The sequence below is a fragment of the Flavobacterium sp. Root935 genome (assembly GCF_001429295.1).
Lineage (GTDB): Bacteria > Bacteroidota > Bacteroidia > Flavobacteriales > Flavobacteriaceae > Flavobacterium.
Genome location: NZ_LMJL01000010.1, coordinates 133873 through 156707, shown reverse-complemented (window position 1 = coordinate 156707; position 22835 = coordinate 133873). Strand labels below are relative to the sequence as shown.

20 protein-coding genes and 2 tRNA genes are annotated in these 22835 nt (G+C 32.3%); 11 read left to right on the top strand and 11 right to left on the bottom strand.

Annotation, left to right across the window (positions count from 1 at the left end; all coding sequences use genetic code 11):
- The 5 genes from ASE40_RS11565 to ASE40_RS11540 all read left to right on the top strand — a co-directional run.
- Positions 1 to 4018 (top strand): DUF6443 domain-containing protein (locus ASE40_RS11565; RefSeq protein WP_082586803.1); only part of this gene is annotated, 4018 nt, incomplete at its 5' end.
- 70 nt (positions 4019 to 4088) lie between these two features.
- Positions 4089 to 4415, top strand: coding sequence for a hypothetical protein (locus tag ASE40_RS11560; protein ID WP_128414971.1), 327 nt, complete (start codon positions 4089 to 4091; stop codon positions 4413 to 4415).
- Positions 4416 to 4469: 54 nt separating this feature from the next.
- Complete coding sequence (locus ASE40_RS11555) at positions 4470 to 4853, top strand: hypothetical protein (RefSeq protein WP_057117125.1); 384 nt, start codon at positions 4470 to 4472, stop codon at positions 4851 to 4853.
- Between the two features lie 294 nt (positions 4854 to 5147).
- A complete protein-coding gene (locus tag ASE40_RS11550) occupies positions 5148 to 5807 on the top strand; it encodes an IS1 family transposase (RefSeq protein ID WP_057117124.1) in 660 nt (219 codons plus the stop codon).
- 635 nt (positions 5808 to 6442) lie between these two features.
- Positions 6443 to 7696, top strand: coding sequence for an outer membrane beta-barrel protein (locus ASE40_RS11540; RefSeq protein ID WP_057117122.1), 1254 nt, complete (start codon positions 6443 to 6445; stop codon positions 7694 to 7696).
- Positions 7697 to 7955: 259 nt separating this feature from the next.
- Here ASE40_RS11540 and ASE40_RS11535 read toward each other — a convergent pair.
- From ASE40_RS11535 to ASE40_RS11520, 4 genes are all read right to left on the bottom strand, one after another.
- Positions 7956 to 8028 (bottom strand) — tRNA-Met (locus tag ASE40_RS11535).
- 91 nt (positions 8029 to 8119) lie between these two features.
- The gene (locus tag ASE40_RS11530) at positions 8120 to 8644 is read right to left on the bottom strand and encodes a DUF4269 domain-containing protein (RefSeq protein WP_057117121.1); all 525 of its coding nucleotides are present in this window, start codon (positions 8642 to 8644) and stop codon (positions 8120 to 8122) included.
- Positions 8637 to 10169, bottom strand: a complete 1533-nt coding sequence (locus ASE40_RS11525) for a glycosyltransferase family 39 protein (protein ID WP_057117120.1) — start codon at positions 10167 to 10169, stop codon at positions 8637 to 8639. The genes ASE40_RS11530 and ASE40_RS11525 overlap by 8 nt, the downstream gene beginning before the upstream one ends.
- Positions 10170 to 10367: 198 nt before the next feature.
- Positions 10368 to 10916 carry a DUF4494 domain-containing protein gene (locus ASE40_RS11520; protein WP_057117119.1) on the bottom strand — a complete coding sequence of 183 codons (549 nt, stop codon included), beginning with the start codon at positions 10914 to 10916 and terminating at the stop codon, positions 10368 to 10370.
- A gap of 406 nt (positions 10917 to 11322) precedes the next feature.
- Between ASE40_RS11520 and ASE40_RS11515 the strand changes: the two genes are divergently transcribed.
- A complete protein-coding gene (locus ASE40_RS11515; RefSeq protein WP_057117118.1) occupies positions 11323 to 11568 on the top strand; it encodes a hypothetical protein in 246 nt (81 codons plus the stop codon).
- A gap of 27 nt (positions 11569 to 11595) precedes the next feature.
- On the opposite strand, the gene ASE40_RS11510 is transcribed toward ASE40_RS11515, so the two are convergent.
- Both ASE40_RS11510 and ASE40_RS11505 read right to left on the bottom strand, forming a co-directional pair.
- A complete protein-coding gene (locus ASE40_RS11510) occupies positions 11596 to 12534 on the bottom strand; it encodes a hypothetical protein (protein ID WP_057117660.1) in 939 nt (312 codons plus the stop codon).
- Between the two features lie 88 nt (positions 12535 to 12622).
- On the bottom strand, positions 12623 to 13162 hold the full coding sequence (locus ASE40_RS11505) for a helix-turn-helix domain-containing protein (RefSeq protein WP_057117117.1): 540 nt from the start codon (positions 13160 to 13162) through the stop codon (positions 12623 to 12625).
- 204 nt (positions 13163 to 13366) lie between these two features.
- On the opposite strand from ASE40_RS11505, the gene ASE40_RS11500 reads away from it, so the two are divergent.
- Positions 13367 to 14833 (top strand): glycoside hydrolase family 130 protein, encoded by a 1467-nt coding sequence (locus tag ASE40_RS11500; RefSeq protein ID WP_057117116.1) that lies wholly within the window; start codon positions 13367 to 13369, stop codon positions 14831 to 14833.
- Positions 14834 to 14839: 6 nt separating this feature from the next.
- Here the strand turns inward: ASE40_RS11500 and ASE40_RS11495 are convergent, their stop codons facing one another.
- Together ASE40_RS11495 and ASE40_RS11490 are read right to left on the bottom strand one after the other, a co-directional pair.
- Positions 14840 to 15622: a TIGR03915 family putative DNA repair protein gene (locus tag ASE40_RS11495; protein WP_057117115.1), complete on the bottom strand. Its 783-nt coding sequence runs from the start codon at positions 15620 to 15622 to the stop codon at positions 14840 to 14842.
- Positions 15623 to 15627: 5 nt separating this feature from the next.
- Positions 15628 to 16887 carry a putative DNA modification/repair radical SAM protein gene (locus ASE40_RS11490; protein ID WP_057117659.1) on the bottom strand — a complete coding sequence of 420 codons (1260 nt, stop codon included), beginning with the start codon at positions 16885 to 16887 and terminating at the stop codon, positions 15628 to 15630.
- Positions 16888 to 17175: 288 nt separating this feature from the next.
- Here ASE40_RS11490 and ASE40_RS11485 point away from each other — a divergent pair, with 288 nt between their 5' ends.
- Positions 17176 to 17421, top strand: a complete 246-nt coding sequence (locus ASE40_RS11485) for a hypothetical protein (protein WP_057117114.1) — start codon at positions 17176 to 17178, stop codon at positions 17419 to 17421.
- 199 nt (positions 17422 to 17620) lie between these two features.
- On the opposite strand, the gene ASE40_RS11480 is transcribed toward ASE40_RS11485, so the two are convergent.
- On the bottom strand, positions 17621 to 17848 hold the full coding sequence (locus tag ASE40_RS11480) for a helix-turn-helix domain-containing protein (RefSeq protein WP_057117113.1): 228 nt from the start codon (positions 17846 to 17848) through the stop codon (positions 17621 to 17623).
- Positions 17849 to 17966: 118 nt separating this feature from the next.
- Between ASE40_RS11480 and ASE40_RS11475 the strand changes: the two genes are divergently transcribed.
- Positions 17967 to 18281 (top strand): hypothetical protein, encoded by a 315-nt coding sequence (locus ASE40_RS11475; protein WP_057117112.1) that lies wholly within the window; start codon positions 17967 to 17969, stop codon positions 18279 to 18281.
- A 48-nt stretch (positions 18282 to 18329) separates the two neighbouring features.
- Here ASE40_RS11475 and ASE40_RS11470 read toward each other — a convergent pair whose 3' ends face one another.
- Complete coding sequence (locus tag ASE40_RS11470; protein WP_057117111.1) at positions 18330 to 19424, bottom strand: exopolyphosphatase; 1095 nt, start codon at positions 19422 to 19424, stop codon at positions 18330 to 18332.
- Positions 19425 to 20109: 685 nt separating this feature from the next.
- Here ASE40_RS11470 and ASE40_RS11465 point away from each other — a divergent pair.
- Entirely contained in the window at positions 20110 to 21498 is a 1389-nt protein-coding gene (locus tag ASE40_RS11465; RefSeq protein ID WP_057117110.1) for a serine hydrolase, read from the top strand.
- A gap of 85 nt (positions 21499 to 21583) precedes the next feature.
- Here the strand turns inward: ASE40_RS11465 and ASE40_RS11460 are convergent.
- Positions 21584 to 21656 (bottom strand) — tRNA-Met (locus tag ASE40_RS11460).
- Positions 21657 to 21772: 116 nt separating this feature from the next.
- On the opposite strand from ASE40_RS11460, the gene era reads away from it, so the two are divergent.
- Positions 21773 to 22654, top strand: coding sequence for a GTPase Era (gene era, locus ASE40_RS11455; protein WP_057117109.1), 882 nt, complete (start codon positions 21773 to 21775; stop codon positions 22652 to 22654).
- Positions 22655 to 22835: the final 181 nt, after the last annotated feature.

Here is a 22835-nt window from a genome sequence, read left to right as displayed (position 1 = left end):
TAATTCGGATTGTAATGACGGTGATGTTTCTTTAAATCCAAATACGATTTGGTACAGAGATGCTGATGCTGACGGGTATGGAAATGCCGCTGTAACAACAAACAGTTGTACTCAGCCAAATGGCTATATTAGACAGGCAGGTGATTATGATGATAGCACAGGGAATATCACCAATGTTGCGCCACAGTTTTTCTTTCAGGATGCTGATAGCGATGGATACGGAAACCCATCAGTCTATGTTTATTATAGTAATATGCCTGGAGGATATGTCGCAAATAACTCAGATTGTAATGACGGTGATGTTTCTTTAACTCCAAATACGGTTTGGTATAGAGATGCAGATGGAGATGGTTACGGAACATCGGCAACTACGGTAGCACAATGTACACAGCCAAATGGTTATGTACGAAATGCTGCAGACTATAATGATAATACAGCAAATATTACCAACATTGTGCCGGCAACTTATTATCAGGATGCTGATGGAGATAATTACGGAAATGCTGCTGCAAGTGTCTATTACAGTATAATGCCCAATGGTTATGTTACAAATAGTTTAGATTGTAATGATAATGATTCAGGACTGAATCCGGATACAAAATGGTACGCTGATAACGAACTGGATGGTTTAGGAGATCCCTCCGATTATGTACAGCAATGTATAAAACCAAGTGGTAATTATGTACGAAATAATACAGACAATTGCCCTCAGGTCTTAGGCAGCAGTCCGGATTGTAATAATATTACAGCACCTTCAGATTATAATTACATCATTACTAAAAATTATAAACAGCCAACAGAATCAGTTATAGAATCTCCATCATTGGAGCAGGCACAAACCAGCATAACTTATTTTGATGGTTTAGGAAGACCTGTGCAGAAAATTGCCAACAGACAATCAACAACGGGGAAAGACATCATAACGCACATCGCTTATGATAATCTGGGAAGACAAGTTCAGGAATATCTGCCTTACGTGTCTTCTTCAGCGAACATGGCATTCGAGACAAATGCAAAAGATAATACTAACGCTTTCTATAATACGGATCATTACGATATTACATCTAACCCATATTCTGAAAAACAATTAGAATCATCGCCATTAAACAGAGTGCTAAAACAGGCCGCTCCGGGGAATTCCTGGGCAATGGGAAGCGGTCATGAAATAAAATTAGACTATCAGACCAATAATTCTGATGATGCGGTTAAATTATATAAGGCCAACACAACCTGGAGCGCTGGTTCAGGATTATATGATATTTCATTTTCAGATGGTGGAACTTATCAGGAAAATCAATTGTATAAAACCATAACTTATGATGAAAATACAACCTTAAGTCCGGCAGAAGGTTCAGGATCAACAGTTGAATTTAAAAATAAAGAAGGGCAGGTTATTTTAAAAAGAACCTACGATGGAGGAGACAAACACGATACCTATTATGTTTATGATTTCTATGGAAATCTTACTTATGTAATTCCTCCAAAAGTAGAAGGAACAATTGATTATACTGTTTTAAACGGATTATGTTACCAATACAAATACGATGATAAAAATCGTCTGGTAGAGAAAAAATTACCGGGAAAATTATGGGAATTTATAGTTTATGACAAACTGGACAGACCTGTAGCAACGGGACCGGCAATGTCTCCTTTTAAAGACGACGATACTCCCGGATGGATGATAACAAAATACGACGCTTTCAGCAGACCAGTTTATACCGGCTGGAGCAATCAGAACCCAAACCAGTCTGTTCGTAAATCATTGCAGGATGCGCAGAACAATGCAGCAGTTTTGTTTGAAACTAAACAGACTTCAGGCACTATTGACGGGATAGAAGCCTATTACAGCAATATTATAGCTCCGACAAATTTTAAATTACTCACCGTTAATTATTATGATAATTATGCATTTCCAAGCGCACAAACCGTTCCTTCTTCGATCGAAGGGCAGGAAGTTTTAGAAAATATAAAAGGAATGTCTTCGGGCAGCTGGACTAGAGCAATAACTACAGCATCTTCTACAGCGGGCGAAACCAAGACTATTTTTTATGATGATAAAGCAAGACCAATAAAAACGTATCTTCAGAATTATCTTGGCGGATATACTTCCAGTGAAAGCAAAGTAGATTTTGCCGGAAAAACATTATATACCATTACCAAACACAAAAGAACTTCCGGAAATCCGGAAATAGTGGTAAGAGAAGAGTTTACGTATTCCCCTCAGGATCGTCTGTTAACCCATACGCATCAGATCAATGGAGGTGCAATAGAGCTTTTAGCCGATAATAGTTATGATGCTTTAGGACAGCTAACAAGCAAAAAAGTAGGGAATAATATTGAAAATCCACTTCAAAAAGTCGATTTTCAATATAACATAAGAGGATGGCTTAAGGAAATTAATAAAACTAATAACTTACAGCAGGATACAGATCCGGTTGATTTATTTGCTTTTAAAATTAATTACGATACAACTCAAACAGATATAGCTGATGTAAAAGCATTATATAACGGTAACATCTCAGAAACGTTTTGGAAAACCGCTTCAGATTTCAATGAAAGAGCGTATGGTTATAAGTATGATAATCTGAATCGTCTTAAAAATGCGATTTATGAAAATAATGGTTTAACAACCAACGCCTATGATGAAAACCTGACATACGACAAAAACGGAAATATTAAAACACTTAGTAGAAATGGAGATTACGATCCTCAGACTGGTTATTTGGATCTGGACAATTTAATATATACCTATCCGACAAATTCTAACCAACTGTCAAAAGTAGTCGATGACTCCAACAACACCAGCGGATTTAATGATGGCAATAAAACTGGTGACGATTACATTTATGATGATTTTGGTAATCTGATTACCGATAAGAATAAAAACATTACAAACATATCGTACAACCATCTCAACCTGCCAAAGAAAATTACATTTGGAACAACTGGTACTATTGAGTACTTTTACAATGCGGCAGGGCAAAAACTCGAGAAAATAGTTACCGAAGGTACAGTTACCACAACCACCAATTATTTAGGAGGTTACCAATACAAAGACAATGTTTTAGAGTTTTTTTCAACGGCACAAGGGTATGTAAAAAATACAGTTGGAGCGCTTTCGTATGTGTATCAATACAAGGATCATTTAGGAAACGTTCGTGTAAGCTATGCTAAAAACCCGACCACACAAGTTCTTGAAATTATTGAAGAAAACAATTATTATCCTTTTGGTTTAAAACACAAAATGTATAATGATTATCTGCCTAGCGCTAATAAGTATAAGTACCAAGGTCAAGAGCGTCAGGACGAGCTGGGACTGAACTGGGACAGCTTTATGTATAGAAACTATGATTATGCAATTGGACGTTTTATGTCAGTTGACCCACTTGCTGAAAAATATCCTTATAATTCAACTTATGCATTCCAAGAAAATAAAATGGGGATGGGTAAAGAATTGGAAGGATTGGAACTTCTTCCTTTTCCTTGGCTTGAAGTTGCTTTAGGTAGCTCTGATGTTATTAAGCTTAGTACAGAAGTTGGAGGTAAAACCAGTGAAGTTGGAGGTAAGACAGAGATAGATTTGGTTACTGAAGAGCATCATATAATACCTCGAGGAGTAAAAGGCAATGAAGTTGTAAAGGATGCTATAAGTGAAGGCTTTAAGTTTGAAGGAGCTGAAAATAAAATTGGTGTTGAGAAATTTAGTAAAGCATCTGGAAATGGACGTCATGGAAATCATCCTTCTTATAATAAGGGAGTACTTGATAAACTTGGGGAATTTGGTAAAGCTGCTGAAGGTTCAAAAACAGCGGAGGGTTCAAAAACTGCGTTAGAGTTTTTACGAAATTTGACACAAGAATTAAAAGAAACAATTAAAAACAATCCAGATAAAAAAATTAACGACCTTTTAAAATCAGAGGTAGCACCTGTTAAAAGAGATAATACTTCTGTTAAAAAACCTGAGTTACCAAAACCAGCACCAAAGCCAAAACCAAAGCCTGGTGAAATTTGGTCATAGATAAATTATGAATTACAACTACGACACACCCGAACAAGCAATAATCTCGTTAGAGAATGCATATTCTAAAATGGATATTGCAAATGTCATTGCATCTAAAGATTTTATAGCTGAAGCAAAGATAACTTTGCAAAGAGCAGATTTTGAATTTAATGAAGCAACAATAGTAGAAACAGCTAAACTACTTGAATTATCACTTATTGAAAATATTCAAAATAACGGTTTTCCTGATTTTACTAATGTGAACAGGCAATTTTCAGAAATAAGTGAGATTGATAATGACCTATACTTCCTAGAAGAAACTTTAGAATATGAAAATGGTGAAACTTATAGTAACATAGTTTTTTTGACTGTTAAAGATAGAAAGTGGAAAGTAGTAATGACTGAAGAAAAATAATAACTCTTCAACTGTGTATACCTAAATTAAGAACATGAAATCAAATCTTTTAAAATGACTGATATTCAAGTTGAGGAATTAAAAATGGATATTTTTAAGCAAGCTAATTTATATTTAAAAGAATTGGGACAATTCGCTCCTTTTGGTTCTACGATTCTCAAGGCAGTCGTAACGCCTATTGGATATTATAGTGATGAAGATATTATCGACTCTCACAAAGCAGTTGAAACTTTAAAAAAACAGCTTTCAGAACAGTTAAGAAACAATTTAATTGATGGTGGAGCAATCGCTTTTGATGTAAAAGCAAACTTTAAGAATTCAGATGGTATATCTGAGAATAGAGATGCACTTTGTCTAAAAATATCCAGAGATGGAGAGAACTGGAGTGAAGACTATTTTCCATATTTGGTTATCGATGGTCAATGTGTCTGGAAATAGCCTAACTATCAAAAAAGCCACTTCGTTAATGAAGTGGCTTTTCTTTTTTACTTTTCATAAACAGCTTCCCTAACTGTTGTACTTGGATTTTTTTTAGCATACTCTTCAGTAACTATTCGGTAATGTTACAGATTAGGTGTTTTTACAAAATAACAGCGTAACGAACTGAAAAAGAATATAAACTATTAATTATTGACTATAAAAAGAGACGACCAACTGGTCGTCTCTTCTATTTTTGGACTTTTTAAAAGCCTTAAAATGCTTTTGTTTTACCTTAGTGTTTCAAATTAGGTCATGAAAATAAAATGTAATTTTTGCAATGGCAAATGCATAAAAAATGGATTTCAATCTAACGGAAATCAGCGTTATAAATGTTGTGTTTGTCAAAGAAGACAGCAGATTAACTATAGCTACAACGCCTACAAAAGGGATATCAATCAGGAGATAGTGTTGTTCACAAAAGAAGGACTAGGAATAAGAAGCACCGCAAGAATACTGAAAATATCTGCTACGACATTATTGAAAAGAATTATATCAATTGCCAGAAGTATTACCAAACCAATTATCAGCAAAGGCAAAACTTATGAAGTCGATGAGTTGTGCACTTATATCAGACAGAAGAAAAATTACATCTGGCTGGTTTATGCTCTGGAAAAGAATTCTAAAAATGTGGTGATTTTTAATGTTGGAAAACGAACCAATAAAACTCTCAAGCGTGTTTTGGAAACTCTGAAATTATCAGAAGCAAAAAAGATATTTACAGACAGACTTAAAAACTACAGGTATTTGATTGATGAGAAAATGCATTCAGTAAAACGTTTCGGGACAAACCATATCGAAAGAAAGAATCTGACACTCAGAACCCATCTGAAAAGGCTCAACAGACGGACAATCTGTTTCAACAGAAGCTTAGCTGTTTTTACTGCTGTTTTGAAGATTTATTTTTGGATTTGAGCAATAAGCATCAAATCTTTAGCCTTTTTAGTTTTATTTTCACTAGTAAAAGGGGGTAGCTAAAACGGAAGCTGTATGATAATGCAGTGATAGTTTAAATGTGTGATGGACGATTTGAACTTGGATTGGCACTGATTCCAAACACAATAAAAACAGGACATGCTAGCGCTCAGGATATAAACGGACTACATCTTTTTGGTAGCCCCTCGGGGTTTATAGCTATGTATTTTTTTTCTGGCCACTTGTCCTGTGCTTGCTTTTGTTTGCGTTTTTTCTTTTTAAGAAGAATATCTTTATGAAGTTGATGCGTTACAGATTTATATCTGGCACAAGTAAAATTGTATAGGACTAGTTTATTCATTAAAACGGTTACATCTGAAACAAATCAGAAGAATCATCACAGCATTTTATCTTTAAAAGCTTCCAAATTAAAATCAATATAAAATAAGCAAAAATGAGGTTTTCCGTAAAATAATAGATTTTCACCTTATTATATTTGCCATGAAAAAATTAAAACTAAACAAAAATAAATTAGCCTAAGGAAAAAACATTTACTTCTCAATTAAAACAAAAAGAATTCAGTTTCTTTTAAATCCAAAAACCAAAATAAATCAATAAACTATCAATTAATTTTAATGAAAAAACAAATTTTATTCATTGCCCTAACTTTACTTCTTACTCTTAAAGGATTTTCTCAAATAGCTTTTGAAAAAGGTTATGTTATTACAGAAAACAATCAAAAAACAGAATGCTTAGTTGAAAATTTAGACTGGAAAAACAATCCGACAAGTTTTAGATATAGATTATCTGAAGATTCTCCAATTATTAATGCAGACCTAAAAACGGTAAAAGAATTTAGCGTTACAGGTCAGAAAAAATTTATTAGATCTTCAGTAAATATTGACAGATCTACTAAAGATCTGCAAACAATGACTACAGAAAAAAATCCTGTTTTCCATTTAGAGACATTATTCCTTCAAGTGCTTATGGAAGGTAATGCATCGTTATATCTTTATGATGACAGCACAGTGAGACGTTTCTTTTACAAAGTAAACAATGCTGAAATAAAACAGCTTGTGTACAAAACTTATCTTGCGAGCGGTGACAACGAAAATGCTAAATATTATACAGACCAAATTGCAAAAAACAACTATTTCAGAGAACAGCTTTATTTGGATTTAAAATGTGACAATATTCAGCAAAATGAATATGAAACGTTGACTTATGCCAAAAATGCTTTAATGCGTATTTTTGCAAAATATAACAAATGCACTAATTCTGAATTTGTTGATCTTGAAGTAAAAGAAAAAAAAGACTTATTCAATCTTACAGTTCGTCCGAGATATAACAACAGTTCATTAACTATGGAAAGCTCTAATTTTGAGGATATGAATTTTGATTTTGGAGGGAAATCAAGCTTTAGCTTAGGAATTGAAGCTGAATTTATTTTGCCTTTTAATAAAGACAGATGGTCAATTATTGTGGAGCCAACTTATCAATATTATAAAAGTGAGCAAACAATACAAAGCTCTCAGGTTGTTGGCGGAACGCTGGATGGTAAAGTAGACTACAAATCAATTGAATTGCCAATTGGTATTAGACGTTATTTTTTTATTAATAAAAATGTAAAAATATTTGCAAATGGATCAGTTATAGTAGACTTCAGCAATAATTCTACTGCAACTGTTACAAGAGCCGATGGATCTGAATTGAACAAATTAGACATCAAATCAGGAATTAACTTGGGATTCGGTTTAGGTGCAAAGTTTATGGATAAATTCAGTGCTGAAATAAGATTCCAAACGCCAAGAGGAATTGTTTCTGATAATTCAAGCTGGAATTCTTCTTATCAGACAACTTCTTTAATTGTTGGGTATTCTTTCTTTTAAGCATATCAGCAACGGTAATGCGTGAGATGTGGATGTAATAAAAAAATTGCAGACAAAATTAAGGGTGTATTTTTGCACCCTTTTTTTTGTTTTTGAGTCAAATTAAAGTATTCCAAAAAAAGGGTAGTGTTTCAAAGTTAGTGATATAAGATTTTGGAATTCTAACCTTTTGAAATTGAACAAAAAAATAAAACAATATTTTTCGAATCAAAAAAAAGCCTGAGAAATCTATATTTCTCAGGCTTTTACTTTTACCTTGTAGCGGGAACAGGACTCGAACCTGTGACCTTCGGGTTATGAGCCCGACGAGCTGCCTACTGCTCTATCCCGCGATGTTTCGGGTGCAAAGATACACACTAAATACGGTTATGCAAATAATTTTTGTACTTTATTTAGTATAATTTTTCAAAATCAGGGCTTTTGTTAGATTTTAAAATCTAATAATTCCTCGTAAACATTTCCTGTTAAGCCAAGTAGCAAGCCAAATGCAGGTTCGGTTTTTATTCCTTTTTCTTTTAGTTTAATGATTTCTAATCGGAAGGTTTCGCCTTTAGAACGAAGAATTTGGTCTTCAATAACCATATGTCTGTATCCGTTTTGAAGTTCTGTTGGAGTATTTTGCCCGAAAATTTCGATTTCAAAAGCGTCAATAAAGAAATTCGCAATAACAGATTCTTGCTCGTTAATGAGATTTTCTCGAATCGCAAAATTGCTTTCATTTTGGAACAAATCTTTAATTTTCTTCATAAAATAAGATTTATTTTTCCAATAACAAATAATATCTAAATCACTATTTTCAATATTGATATTTATTGGAATTGTGCCCACTAAAATAGGGTCAAAGTCAGCAAGATTTTCTAAAACTTTATGTTGATTTAAAATATGAAATGCGGCTTGCTGTTTTGGGTTTCCTGTTTTTAAATAAGATATGTCCTTGAAATCAATCATTTATAATATCGCTTTTTTCTTCGTTGATTTCCTGTTCCAGCCTCTTATTTATATTGATTTTTGCATTCGTGAAAACAAAAATTGTAGTTCCGTATTCTCTCGCATATCGATTTGTTATTTGACCACCAATTGCAGCCGTTTCAAAATACGGACTCGTTTCTTTAAGTTCTTCATTGTTTTCGTCATAATCCTTTACACGAATAAGGTTTTTGTACTGAATGTCAAGATCAAACCAATTCAGATAATCAGCGTTGAAGGAAACGGCTTTAATTCCTTTTTTAGAATAAAAATTAATCGCTCCAGCTTGTCCGTAATTATCGCAAAGCACAATAGTTTCTTTTTTGTTGGGCACTAAATCGTAAATCGAATCTGTTTTTCTGGCCAATTCTTTCCAGCCCAGCATATCAGCAAAATCCTGAGGCAGATGATGGTCTTTTCCGTCTTCCCAGCGAAGCATTCCCAGTTTTTTGTACTTTTCTGGATGCTCCACTATATATTCTGGACTTTTGTTTGGAAAAGCAATATTATACATTGGAATAAAAAGTAATAACGGAATAAGAATAAAAACAGGTTTTAAAAAACGTTTCCATCCATTATTTAAAATTTCAGATAAAAAAACAGCACCAAAAGCAATATAAATTGGATATAAACCAATTGCATAATAAGCTTTTGCTTTGAAGTAGATAAAAATTAGAAGAGTAAAAATAAAAGCTCCAAAAAAGAGTTGGTATTTCTTAAAAGGTTTGTAAACCAATAATGCATAAAGTGCACCAAGAATAACAAACAAAGAGCCGATAAAAAATAGAATTTGTTCTTTCAAAAATCCGATACGATCAACATTTACCAATTGTGTTTCTGCCAATTCTTTCATGTGATGTACAATCGGAAAATGATTATTGTATTGCCAAAGGAGATTAGGCATAATTAAAATTAAACCTAAAATCAAACTAAAATAAAGTTCTTTTTGCGCTACTATTTTTCGCTGATTTGATAGTAAAATGGCAGGAATTAATCCGAGTAAGAGAAATAAAATATTGTATTTGTTTAGAAAACCAAAAGCAAACACAACTGCTGCAAAATAAAGCCATTTTGGTTTTTCGGAAATTATGTATTGTATTAAAATGTAATAAAATACAGTCCAGCATAAAATGTCTAAAGAGTTTGGCTGATAAAGCGTATTGATGCGCAATAAACAAGAAAGCAAAATTCCGAGTGCTCCGAGAATTAATGCATAAAGATTTCCTTTTAAAAGTTCTATAGTTTTCCAGACAACAAGAAGTGTTAACGCACCAAATAGAGCAGGGAAGAACTTGATCCAAAAAACCGAATTCCCTAGAAGGAAAATAATATACGAAAACCATGAAGTTACCGGCGGAACCGATAAATACCCCCAAGCCAAATGATGTGCTTGATCCAGATGCAGATATTCGTCGCGCTGCAAATCATATTCGGGACTAATTAAAACATATTGTAAAACAAATTTTAAAATAATAAACCCAATTAAAATCAGTGTTTTTTTAGTCATGAAGTTTTTGGTTTTTAGGTGTAAATGGTTTTCTGTCAGGACAAACGTAAAGCGAATATAATATTTATTTTGATTGTTATAAGGTTTGAGTTTTAATGTTTAGAAATAAAAAAAGCCCCAGATTTCTCTGAAGCTATTTTATAAAGATTAATTTCTTTTTGTGGAATTTGGAATTTCTTTTTTGAAAATTTAAAAAAATTATTCCTCTCCTGCTGTTTCAAATTCCATGTGATCTACAATTTCGGCTTCTGCTTTTTCAGGTTTAGAAGCTTTTAAGGTATTGAATCTTTCCAGCATTTCTGTTTCGCCTTCTTCACCACTGAAATAAGGGAAAACATCCATAATTGGTGTTTCTGAAATAGACGGAATAGAATATTCGCCCATTGTATTTTTCATTATATGAAGTGTGTTGTCAAAAGCTTCGCGAACATCATTTGCCTGAACCAGCATATACATGCTTGTTTTTCTTTCCTTACCGCTTTCTTCATCATAAGCAATTAAAGTGATTTTAGATTTAAACCATCTGTCCGCATTTTCAAAAGGATGAATTTCGGCATAGTTTGCCACTTTGATCGCTGTGATTTTAAATTCTTCACTAGTATAGGCGGCCATTTCTTCAGTCATTCTTTTTTCAGCTTCTGTATAAGACAAAGCATCAACCAAATAGGGCTCGGTTAAAACTTTTTGTCCTCCAGTTTCATCTGTTTTTCTATATTTTACTTTGCATTCGTACCAAACTGCGCTCATTTCTTTTTAAATTTTTAAGGATGTCAAAGATAAATTTTACATTAAAATAAATAGTTAAAACTTGAAATAGATATTCACAATTTTGGATGGTTTTTTATAATGTTTTGATGTTCTGATTGTTGTGTTTTTGCTTGGAAAAATACTTTGTAATCACATTCATTCTTTTGGATTTTAGAATTGCAAAAATATTTTTTGATTCTAAATTATTGTAAGCCAATAAATTATTTGCCTTTAATTTTAAATTGATAAAAAAACTAGGTCATTCTCAAACCAAATGGTCAATTTGAACGTAAGTGTGAGAAGATAATGGCTAGGAGTGAGGTAAATTCGAATGGTATTAGTTTTTGGGGCATATTGAGTTTTGCCACATTTCTAGCTGTTATTTTTTAATAATTTAAGGAATACAATGACAGGAAAATTAAACGTTCAAAGATTAAACGAAACACTAAAATATCTCGAAAGTAAACATCGTGAATTAAAAAAAGCAAATCAAAACGATACTCGAAGTCTTGAATCGGTGATAAAATATATGAAAAAAGATATGATAGAACAATACAATTTATCAGATCATCATTCAACGATCAAACAAGAAATTAAAGATACCGAAGCTTTTATCGAGAACGTCAAAGAAATTATCGAAATCAATTCTTAAAATTATTTTATTGGATAAATTTTATTTTTATTCCAGCTTAAATTTTTCGTTTTTGCAATCTAAAATTAAAGTATGATTAAGGAAAAGCTTATTTCCAATCATTCCCTGCATGCCTGATTGTTTCATTAAAAAGTTTTGTAGTTTTGATGTACCTTCAATATAAGTAACTTCTGAAAGTGGTAAGGATGCATTTCCAAATTGTATTTTCTTATTGGCAGAAGCAGAGAACACAGCCAAAGTATTTCCCCAAGAATTTCCTTTTTCAGTTTTTATTGCGCTTGTTTTGGACTTGTACTTTTCCCAAGCTTCTTTTGTGGTAATCAATTCGTAAGCGCTTGTTCCAGAATCATATAATAATTTTAAATTTTCATTGTCGACCTTAGCAGGAATCAAGATTTTACGTTTTTTAAATTCAAAATCTATAAAATTATTTTCCTGTATTTTTTCGATAAAAGAACATTTGTTATGCTTAAAATCTAAAACACTTATTCTTTTTTCTAATAAATCTGTTCCAATTGTTCCAATTATATTTTCGGCATTTGCATTGTCAAAGTCAATTTTACTGCCATAATTTAAAACTTCAAAATCAGAAGAAATAACATTCAAATTTCCGATTTTAAAACCTGTTGAGATTTTATTTTTTTCATTATCGATTTTAATTCGATTAGGAAATTTTTCGGAAATTGATTCTAAAGAATTTTTGTAGAAAACAGTAATTGGCGAACCTGAATCTAACTGCATGTAAAATGTCTTATCAATTCCATTTAATTTAATCGGCAGAAGCAGAGCAGCATGTGAGTTTTCATTTGTAGAAATCCATCTTGTCGGAATATTTTCTGCTGTTCCAGAAACATTCAGGTAGTTTTCTGGTGGTGTAAATTTCTTTTGAAAGTAAAGATATCCTCCCAATAATGACAAAACAATAATTGTTACACTAATAATTGCAATTTTCTTAAATAATTTCATGGTTTGTTTTTTCTGCAACATTCGGATTTAGTTTCCGATTTTAGTGAAAAAACTAGGCGACATTTTTACGTCAGTTTTATGACTGTAACTATAAGAAGTTGTGTTTTAGTTTAATAGCTAATCTTTGTTTTTGGTTTAAACTAATTCCGTTTAATATAACAACAACTAATTTTAAGGAGAGAATTACAATTAACGGAACCAGAAAAAGAGGAAATTCTATAGAAAATGCTTTTTGAATGAACGGACTCAAGATCATTAAAAACGAAAGTATAAGACTCAGAAAGATTTGAATGGAGATGATTTGTTTTCCAAGTTCTCTGTTTTTAAAGTCTTTGGTTTTGTAAGTTAAAATTAAAGGGAAAATAATACTTCCGAATGGTATAATAAATCCGCTTAAAGCAGAAAGATTAATTAATTTGGCCCTTTCAATTTCGCTATTTTCTTTTGTAGAAATTAGATTTTCGGGTTCAGTTTCTAAAGACTGCGCAATTGTTTTTAAAGTAAATCCTTTAAGAATATTTCCTGCTTCAATTCTCTGAATAGTTCGCAATGAAAGTCCGGATTTTTCGGCAAGTTCATTTTGAGTCATGTTTTTTTCCTCTCTCAAAATTTTGACTTTATTCTTCATTCTTATAAATTGCTTTGGAAGTTTGCTGACGAAAATAGAAAAAAGTTTTGATCACCGGCGATTTAATTCCTTATTTTCCTTTAACATTTTTAACGACGCATAACAGAAATAGAAAAGTTTAATAAAAATTTAATCGTTTTTCTTTAACAAAATTATTAACTTGTTATGTATTAAGAAAGATTTACTTTAACCAAAAATAAACTTATGCGAGTATCAGTAGTCCGAAAAAATATAAAATTTACACCAGATTCGAGAAGAGTTGTCGCCCGATATTTTATGAACGGTTACGAACGAACCCAACAGATGGTACTTCGGATAATGATGTTGGACGAAAAACAAGTTTTACAAACTTTAGAACAAACACTGCGAGAATTTGCGAGACGTCATAGAAACATCTCTGCAGTTTTCTTTAGACATTGCGAACGAATAAGACCTATTATTGAAGAAATGAAAATTGACTATGAGGCAATGTCTCTTGATCGAAAAATGCTTATTGGATCATATTGCACAATGGAATATGCAATTGAATCTGCTGCAATTTTCAATCCTTCAATTGTAGAAGATTTTGACCAAACAGGTTTGGAAGCAGGTGAAAAACGTGTCGTTATTTCTTTTCGTGCAACTGGCGAAGGTCATATTTCGTCTATTGTTTTTAGGAGAGGAATCTTAGACAGAGACAATAATCTCCATATTATGAAAATTGGAAACCATATTGATAAAGCCGAAATCGAACATAAGACTTTATTTAATAAGGAAAGATTTTTAACGAAATTGACAGAAATGCATACGACGGATAAATATATTACCCAGATTATGCAGGACCTCCCAGATGAATTTGAATTTGCGATTCTCAAAAATATGCTAAACACAGCTTTGAGTGATCCTATAATTCGTGAAGAGCGAAAAACAGCATTACAGGAAATATTGTGGCTGGCGAATTCGTTTTACGACATACAATTCAAGCACGATTCTGATATTACAGAACGTGTAATTTTTCCAATTTCTGATTCTGAAAGCCGAGGAATAGAAGATGCTCGTTTTGTACGTTTTGTAGACGATGATGATTCTGTTCGTGTAATGGCAACTTATACCGCTTATAACGGACATACAATATTGCCGAAACTTATTTCGACCGAAGATTTTTACAGTTTTAGAGTCATGCCTCTTCATGGTGTTGGCGCTCAGAATAAAAATTTAGCTCTGTTTCCGAGAAAAATAAAAGGTAAATATGCCATGCTTGCCAGAATAGATGGTGTAAATAATTATATCATGTATTCTGATCGTGCAACACAATGGAATACGCCAATTCTTTTGCAGGAACCTCGTTATACGTGGGAATTGACTCAGATTGGAAATTGCGGTTCGCCGTTGTGGACAGAAGAAGGCTGGCTTGTAATTACGCATGGCGTAGGTACAATGAGACGTTATTGCATTGGTGCTTCATTGTTTGATCTTGACGATCCGTCTAAAGAAATAGGAAGACTTACAGAACCATTGCTTTCTCCATTAGAAGATGAGCGTGAGGGATATGTGCCAAATGTGGTATATTCCTGCGGTGCCATTATTCATAACGATAGTTTAATACTACCTTATGCAGTATCAGATTATTGTTCTACTTATGGTGTAGTTAATTTGGCCGAATTGCTGGATGCGCTTAAGAATAGTAAATAAGAGTGTTTAACGCTTATTTTTAAGATCTGGAATTTTCTCTATCAAATTCTTCCAATATCTCTTGGGCATATGTTTGATATGAAGTTTCGTGTTCTTTCTCGATTCAATGTTAACGCTTGTGAAATAATTGCGCCATAAATTTTGAAAAAATTCTTCATCCTCATCGGCTATTTCAGCTAAAAATTGGGATGAAGAAATTTTCGAATCAAACGTTAATTCGACAGTTGAGACATTTTCCAGGTCATAATAAATGCCATATTTACGTTTTGCATCATAAATAAGCCAGCGCTGGTCTGCGTAACGGTTTCTAAAATGATTTTCTATAATCGGCAAAACATTGCAGTCGGGTTCGACAATTGCATAATATAATTCATCTTTAGTTAGTTTAAAACGAACAAAAGCTTTCATTCTATGACTTTCTTTGCCGGTTAAATGTGTTGCTTTTCTAACATTTAAAACATCATTATTGCTAAAATCTTGTTCGATGTTTTGTGAACTTGAAAACACATATTGCACAAATCGAAATAAGGTTTCGTCAATCTGATTCAGTTCTGATAAAAAAGCATAATAAAGGTTCGTAAATCCACTGGCAGAAAGTTTTTTTTGTAGACCATTTAAAACTCGATTAGCTTTATTGTTATCTGTCGTTACAAAATGAGTATTTGAAAAAAGTAAAGCATTCGAAACTTCTTTTTTAGCAAAAATTACATCTTCGAGCTTATATTCATAAATTTCAAAAACAGCTGTAAGCCAGCCTTCATAACTTCCGTCATAAATTACCTGTGTCATTTTAATTAAAATAAAGCCAGCTGGTTTGAAAAATTATTTTGGTATTTACTGTTTTGTAAATTTAAAATCTGACTTTTTATTTGAACAGAAGTCAAATCTTTCTGCAGGTAAAAAGGAGATGCAAATGCTAGAAAAAATTTAGAGCGATTATAAGCAATTCCTAATTTTTTTAAATCTTGCGGCTGGAGTTTTTTAAACTGTCGGGCGGCAACAATTTTCTTAGCGCTCAAAAATCCTATTCCTGGAATACGCTGAATTAATTCTAAATCTGCGGTATTAATATCAACAGGAAATTGATCTAGATTTCGTAAAGCCCAGCCCAATTTCGGATCGATATCGAGATCCAGATTTGGCTGATCGAAACCAACAATTTCATTTACATTAAATCCGTAATAGCGAATTAACCAATCGGCTTGATACAAACGATTTTCCCGAATCATAGGTACTGGTGTGCCAATTGCAGGAAGTCGATTGTCGTAGCTTATGGGTACATATCCAGAATAGTAAACGCGGCGCATATTCATTTTTTCGTAGAAATAATTGGCCATGCCTAAAATTTCGAGATCATTTTCTTTTGTGGCGCCAATAACCATTTGCGTACTTTGTCCTGCGGGCGCAAAAAGCGGTGCTTTATAGTTTAATTTTTTCTCTTCTTTGTAGCCGACAATTTCATTTTTAAGATATTCCATCGGTTTAATTACATCGATGTGATTTTTATCTGGCGCAAGCAGTTTCAAACTTTGTTCAGTCGGCATTTCTACATTTACGCTCAAACGATCGGCATAAAGTCCAGCCTCTTTTAGTAATTCGTCACTGGCGCCTGGAATAGCTTTTAGATGAATATATCCGTTAAAATTTTCTTCCAGACGTAATTTCTTGGCTATTCTAACCAGACGTTCCATTGTATAATCGGGATTATCAAAAATACCCGAACTCAGGAATAATCCTTCGATATAATTTCTTCGATAAAAACCAATTGTAAGATCGACAACTTCTTGAACCGTAAAGGCAGCTCGTTTTATATCATTACTTTTTCGGCTGACACAATAAGCACAATCAAAAATGCAATGGTTGGTCAATAAAATTTTAAGCAGAGCCACACAGCGGCCGTCTTCGGTAAAAGCATGGCAGATTCCATTTGCAGAAGCGTCTCCTAATCCTTTGTTTTTATTCTTGCGATTGCTCTGACCCGAAGAACAAGAAACATCATATTTGGCTGCATCTGCTAAGATCGCCAATTTCTCCATTACTCTTTCATGTACCATTTTGATCTTGTTTATTTGTTGTTTGAAATGAAATTTATCACCTTCAAAACTACTCATTTGACTCAAAAATGACTCGAAAATAGCTGTTCTAAATTGTATCAATTTTTGAGCAGATAAGTAAATATCTATTCTGAAAAATTAACATTCATAATCCGAAAACAGGTATAAATACGCAGCTGCAGTTTTTTCAATGTCTTTATATTGCGCAACAGTATAAAAATTAATCAAACCCCCTTAATGATTGATTTTTACTAGTATTAGCGAATAATAAACCGAATAGCTAAAACGATGAAATTTATACAAGGACAAGATGTAACCTACACTGCATTGAGTGGAATATCTTATAAGGGAACAGTGATCGAAAGAAAAATGGATTTTAAAAAAGGACTTATAATAAGATCTGCTTCAAAAGAAAGAGATTTTCATTATTTGATTGAAATTCAAAAAAATGGTACAACAGAAAAAATTCTTTGTGCCGAAAACAATCTCCAACTTTTAGAGAAGAAAAAACGCAGGGTAAAAAAAGCTGCTTGATATACTATTAAAACAACTTTACTTTTAATTGCTTTATTGAATTATTTAAATTTAAAAACTAAATAATTCAATAAAACCTATTTCCAATGCTTCACATACTTTTTCTAAAGTAGATAGTGTTGCATTGGCATTTATTTTTCTGAATTTATTTTCCAGCTTTTATTACATAGTATATTTAAAAATAAATCGTTTTAAATAATTATAGTTCTCGAAAGAGCTCGGATATTTCAACATTCAAAGCTTTACTAATTCGTATTAGTTTATCAATACCCATAATTTGTTTGCCTAGCATATATCTTCTTAATGCTTCAATATCTAGATCTGAATCATGAGCGACATGTCGTACTTTAAGACTCTTTTCTTTAATAATATCTTTAATGTTTTTTCCAACAATCTTTACAGATTCAGGTACTTCGGTTTTTCTCATTTCCTTGTTTTATATTTTGAAAATTATAAGTAAGTAGCCGAAAAAACAGGAATATATAAATCCAGTCAAATATGTCTGTTTTTTTATATATTTGCTGAATTAAAAAAATAGATTGTAAATGAAAACGGCAGAAATAAAAAATTTAGAATACATTAAAAGGTTATCAGTCCAATATTTAAATACTTTAAAACCTGTTTCTGAAAAGACTAATACTGCTGCAATAAAAATACTGAATTATTCTGAACTTGGCTGTGTTATTACTAGTATGCTCAAATTATGTATTATGGCGCTTGAACCAGATAATAAAAATTCTTCTATTGACGTAGGATTGGTTTTAGAACAAGCGCTTCATTTGTTTCCAACGGATGAAATGGAACTATTAGATGTAATTAATGAAATGCTGGTTAAGGAATCGAATAATAAAATCGAATAAAAAAAGCTCCAGATTTCTCTGAAGCTTTTGTATAAGTGAAGATACTTTTTAGAAATTGGTATTTACCTTTTTAGAACGATCTGCAATGTAAGAGATCAGCCAAGTTACTTGTCCTTCTTTTACAAAGTATATTTTCTTTGCTGCTAAATTTGGAATACTTTCTAGACAAGTCACTAGAATGTTGTTTGCAGAAATAAGGTATTTTTGGTCGTAAGTGCTTAAAACTCTCGCAGCTTCTTTATTCGTTTTTGCCAAGTTTGTAAACTTGCTAAAGTTATTCTTTAGAACGGCATCGTAATCAATTACGTCTTGTAAACTTAATGTAATATAATGTTCCTTAACGTTTTCGTTATAATATAGTGTCGAAAATGCCCATACAGCTCCACCAGATAAATATAGTTTATCCTTTTTTTCTAAAGGAGGATTTGCATCAAACATTTCTTTTGTCTTCTTACGTAGAATAGGGTTAAAGTCAAAAGATTTTTCTTGATAAGTCGACATATCATTTACTTGACTTTTATTTACAACCGTTTTTTCTACAGCATCAGTAAGTGTCATTGTACCAAAATCTAATGCTAAAGGAATAAACTCTAGTTTGTTGTCTTTAAGCTCATCAATGTAACCGCCTTTAGTAGTTTGAGCTCCAATGTCAAGAAGGAAAGCATTTGCATAATCAACAGGAGGAATAGCACCTTTAACTAAAGTTTTTGCTTCTTCGTTTGCATCCAGCACTTCTAATTCTTTATTGTTAAGAGAAAAGATTTTGTTTTTTAAAACATCAATATTTCGTGCAGATTGAAAAACTGGAGCAGCAACAATAAAAATGTTTTCTTCATGAATTTTATACTCGGCTCTTATTTTCTTTAATTGATCAACAACAATAACACTAGTTTTAGTGATGTCATCTTGAGTAAGTTCGCCAGAAGCAGCAATATGATCGGCAAAAGGAATTCTTTCTGTCCAGAAAGAAAGGATTTTATAATCGGCTTTTTTAATGTTACTTACATCGAGAACAGAAACTTTTATAGCCCTGCGGCCGATTTCAATTCCTGCATAAATGCTTTTTTGAGAAAATAAATTAGGCGTAAAAAATAAATTTAAAAGAATAAAAAATAGAACTTGGGGTTTGTTTTTTTTAAGCATTGTATTGTAATTGTGATTATATGATTTGTTTTCGAATAAAGACTTTAAAGTGATTTTGGTGGTATTTGTGTGAAAGTCATAATTTTCTATTGAAAAAAACAGGTTTCATTACAGGATCGCAAATTTATAAAAACATTTACTAATTTAAAGTCAGTTAGTAAGAAAACATATTATTTAATTATTAAGTTTTGTTACAATGCTTGGAAATTTATGGTTTTATATTGAAAGACGATATTTTAGATGTTAAACAAGATTTTATATCACAATAGAAATCAATTTATTAGAGTAAAATGGTAGAAGAGAATGAGTGGGCTTAGTGATTTTTGTATAATAAAAAAGCTCCAGATTTCTCTGAAGCTTTTGTCTTAGTAGCGGGAAGCATTCAAATATCTAACCAGATTGTCTTGGATTATTACAGTATTTTAGGATACGTATCTTAATTTTTTTAAGCTTGTTGTTTGTTTAGCCATTTGTACAAATGCCAAAAAGCATCACTCAAATTAAAAAGTCTTTTGAAAATTTGTAGTGAAAAAAATATATATTTGAGAGATAAATAAGGTATGAAATTTATCATGCATAGCTATCCAAATTTGGATGGCTTTGTGTGGTTTTGTCATACATATAAAATAAGTTGGTCGCAATTTTGCGAGACATCTCACTTACATTAATTAACAAGAAATAAAAAATGAAATTAACAATTACAATTGGACTTCTTTTAATTGGACATCTTACATTTGGACAAGACAGAATTCAAAAAATTGACAGTTTACTCAATTCTCTTTATTCAAAAGAGAAAATCAATGGAAATTTTCTAATTGCAGAAAAAGGGAAAGTTATTTATAGCCATAGTTTTGGACTTGCAAACGAAACAACAAAAGAAAAATTGAATGAAAATTCGATTTTTGAATTGGCATCCTGTTCAAAGCAGTTCACTGCTATGGGGATAATGATACTTAAAGAAAAAGGAAAATTGAATTTGGACGATGACATCGAAAAATACTTACCCGAACTTTCTTTTTATAAAGGTGTAACTGTAAGAAACTTATTGAATCATACTGGAGGTCTGCCAGACTATATGCAGCTTATGGATAGTTTATTTGACAAATCTAAAATTGCCACTAACAAAGACATAATTAATATATTTAGTAAACATCAGCCAAAAATATTATTTGAACCAAATAGTAAATGGGAATATAGCAACACGGGCTATGCACTATTGGCATCAATAATTGAGAAAGTATCGGGTTTGACATACGCTGACTATCTAAACACAGCTATTTTCCAACCGTTGAAAATGAAAAATACCTTTGTTTACACTCGTAGATTGTCGCCAAAGAAAATAGACAATTATGCTTTTGGTTATGTTTACTCAGATAGTTTGAAAAAATATGTTTTACCAGACGAATTGAAAGAAACTAAAATGGTTATTTGGCTTGATGGTATTGTTGGAGATGGAACAGTTAATTCAAATGTAAAGGATTTATTGATTTGGGATAGGGCATTATACGCCAATAAATTACTCACAAAAGAGGGAATGAAAGAAGTTTTTGAATTAGCAACTTTGAAAGACGGAGCTAAAAGAAATTATGGTTTTGGCTGGGGAATTGAAGAAAATGGTGATTTTGGAAAAATTGCAAACCATAATGGTGGTTGGCCGGGTTATGTAACTTTTATCGATAGACATATTACAAATGATAAAACAATAATAATACTTCAAAATCACAACAACGTTACAATTCCTTCAAAAGCAATTAGAAATATTCTATATAATAAACCATTGCCTGTGCAAAAAATCAGAAAAGAAGTTATTATTACAACTGAAGAACTTCAAAAGTTTGTTGGGACTTATCAAGTTGAAAAAGATTTTGAAATCAAAATTTCATTAGATAAAGACCAGCTATTTTCACAATTGACAGGACAAAATGTGTTCCCGATATTTGTAGAAAGTGAAATGTTATTTTTCTATAAAGTAGTAGATGCACAAATTCAGTTTGAAAAGAACGAAAAAGGAGAAATTTCAAATTTGTTTTTATTACAGAATGGAAATAAGATAGAAGCAAAACGGACGAAATAAAAACTGCCAAAAGTCTCAGACTTTTATAAAATAAAATCGATATAAAACAAAAAAGCTTCAGATTTCTCTGAAGCTTTTTTCGTTGTAGCGGGAACAGGACTCGAACCTGTGACCTTCGGGTTATGAGCCCGACGAGCTGCCTACTGCTCTATCCCGCGATGTTTCGGGTGCAAAGATACGCCGATTTTTTAGAAATCCAACGAAAACTTTAAAAAATGTTTTATTTTCTGTATTGAGTTGATATGACTACCTTTGCACCTTAAATATTATGCAAATGTCACATAAAGCAGGTTTTGTAAACATCATCGGGAATCCAAATGTTGGAAAATCAACATTGATGAACGCTTTCGTCGGAGAGCGATTGTCAATCATTACATCTAAAGCACAAACTACACGTCATAGAATATTAGGAATTGTAAACGGCGAAGACTTTCAATTGGTCTTGTCTGATACGCCTGGAATCATTAAGCCGGCATACGAAATGCAGGAATCTATGATGAACTTTGTAAAATCGGCTTTTGAAGATGCAGATATTTTGATTTACATGGTCGAAATAGGAGAGCAGGACTTAAAAGACGAAGCTTTCTTTAATAAAATCATTCATGCTAAAATTCCAGTTTTATTACTATTAAATAAAATCGATAATTCCAATCAGGAACAATTAGAGCAACAAGTTACTTTTTGGAAAGAGAAAGTACCAAATGCAGAAATTTTTCCAATTTCGGCTTTGCAGAATTTCAATGTTCCAGAAGTTTTTGGAAGAATTATCGAATTACTTCCAGAATCACCAGCTTATTATCCTAAAGATCAATTAACAGATAAACCAGAACGTTTCTTTGTTAATGAAACTATTCGTGAGAAAATCTTATTGAATTACAGTAAAGAGATTCCGTATGCAGTTGAAATCGTTACAGAAGAATTTTTTGAAGATGAAAAAATTATCAGAATCCGTTCGGTAATTATGGTGGAGCGCGAAACGCAAAAAGGAATCATCATAGGACATAAAGGTGCAGCCCTTAAAAAAGTGGGAACCGATGCACGTGCCGACTTAGAAAAATTCTTCGGAAAACAAATTCACATTGAACTATATGTAAAAGTGAATAAAAACTGGAGAAGCAACGCTAATATGCTGAAACGTTTCGGATATAATCAGTAAAAAGAGTATTCAGTCGCAGTTTACAGTCTCAGTCTGAAAATTGTGAGTGCGAATTAAAAAATAGCAGGAAACAACTCCAAAAAAAGTAGTCAGTTTTAATTTAGAGGTCACGTTTTTACCAGTTTTTTAACTGAATACTTAAAACTGTGACTGCAAACTAAAAAAGACTACCTTTGCAAAA

Coding starts and splice junctions, on each gene's coding strand:
- ASE40_RS11505 (WP_057117117.1), bottom strand. CDS start 13,162: ATGAAGAATAAAGTCAAAATTTTGAGAGAGGAAAAAAACATGACTCAA.
- era (WP_057117109.1), top strand. CDS start 21,773: ATGTCACATAAAGCAGGTTTTGTAAACATCATCGGGAATCCAAATGTT.
- ASE40_RS11555 (WP_057117125.1), top strand. CDS start 4,470: ATGACTGATATTCAAGTTGAGGAATTAAAAATGGATATTTTTAAGCAA.
- ASE40_RS11520 (WP_057117119.1), bottom strand. CDS start 10,916: ATGAGCGCAGTTTGGTACGAATGCAAAGTAAAATATAGAAAAACAGAT.
- ASE40_RS11470 (WP_057117111.1), bottom strand. CDS start 19,424: ATGCTTAAAAAAAACAAACCCCAAGTTCTATTTTTTATTCTTTTAAAT.
- ASE40_RS11490 (WP_057117659.1), bottom strand. CDS start 16,887: ATGGTACATGAAAGAGTAATGGAGAAATTGGCGATCTTAGCAGATGCA.
- ASE40_RS11560 (WP_128414971.1), top strand. CDS start 4,089: ATGGATATTGCAAATGTCATTGCATCTAAAGATTTTATAGCTGAAGCA.
- ASE40_RS11475 (WP_057117112.1), top strand. CDS start 17,967: ATGAAAACGGCAGAAATAAAAAATTTAGAATACATTAAAAGGTTATCA.
- ASE40_RS11510 (WP_057117660.1), bottom strand. CDS start 12,534: ATGAAATTATTTAAGAAAATTGCAATTATTAGTGTAACAATTATTGTT.
- ASE40_RS11525 (WP_057117120.1), bottom strand. CDS start 10,169: ATGACTAAAAAAACACTGATTTTAATTGGGTTTATTATTTTAAAATTT.
- ASE40_RS11495 (WP_057117115.1), bottom strand. CDS start 15,622: ATGACACAGGTAATTTATGACGGAAGTTATGAAGGCTGGCTTACAGCT.
- ASE40_RS11515 (WP_057117118.1), top strand. CDS start 11,323: ATGACAGGAAAATTAAACGTTCAAAGATTAAACGAAACACTAAAATAT.
- ASE40_RS11530 (WP_057117121.1), bottom strand. CDS start 8,644: ATGATTGATTTCAAGGACATATCTTATTTAAAAACAGGAAACCCAAAA.
- ASE40_RS11480 (WP_057117113.1), bottom strand. CDS start 17,848: ATGAGAAAAACCGAAGTACCTGAATCTGTAAAGATTGTTGGAAAAAAC.
- ASE40_RS11550 (WP_057117124.1), top strand. CDS start 5,148: ATGAAAATAAAATGTAATTTTTGCAATGGCAAATGCATAAAAAATGGA.
- ASE40_RS11500 (WP_057117116.1), top strand. CDS start 13,367: ATGCGAGTATCAGTAGTCCGAAAAAATATAAAATTTACACCAGATTCG.
- ASE40_RS11465 (WP_057117110.1), top strand. CDS start 20,110: ATGAAATTAACAATTACAATTGGACTTCTTTTAATTGGACATCTTACA.
- ASE40_RS11540 (WP_057117122.1), top strand. CDS start 6,443: ATGAAAAAACAAATTTTATTCATTGCCCTAACTTTACTTCTTACTCTT.
- ASE40_RS11485 (WP_057117114.1), top strand. CDS start 17,176: ATGAAATTTATACAAGGACAAGATGTAACCTACACTGCATTGAGTGGA.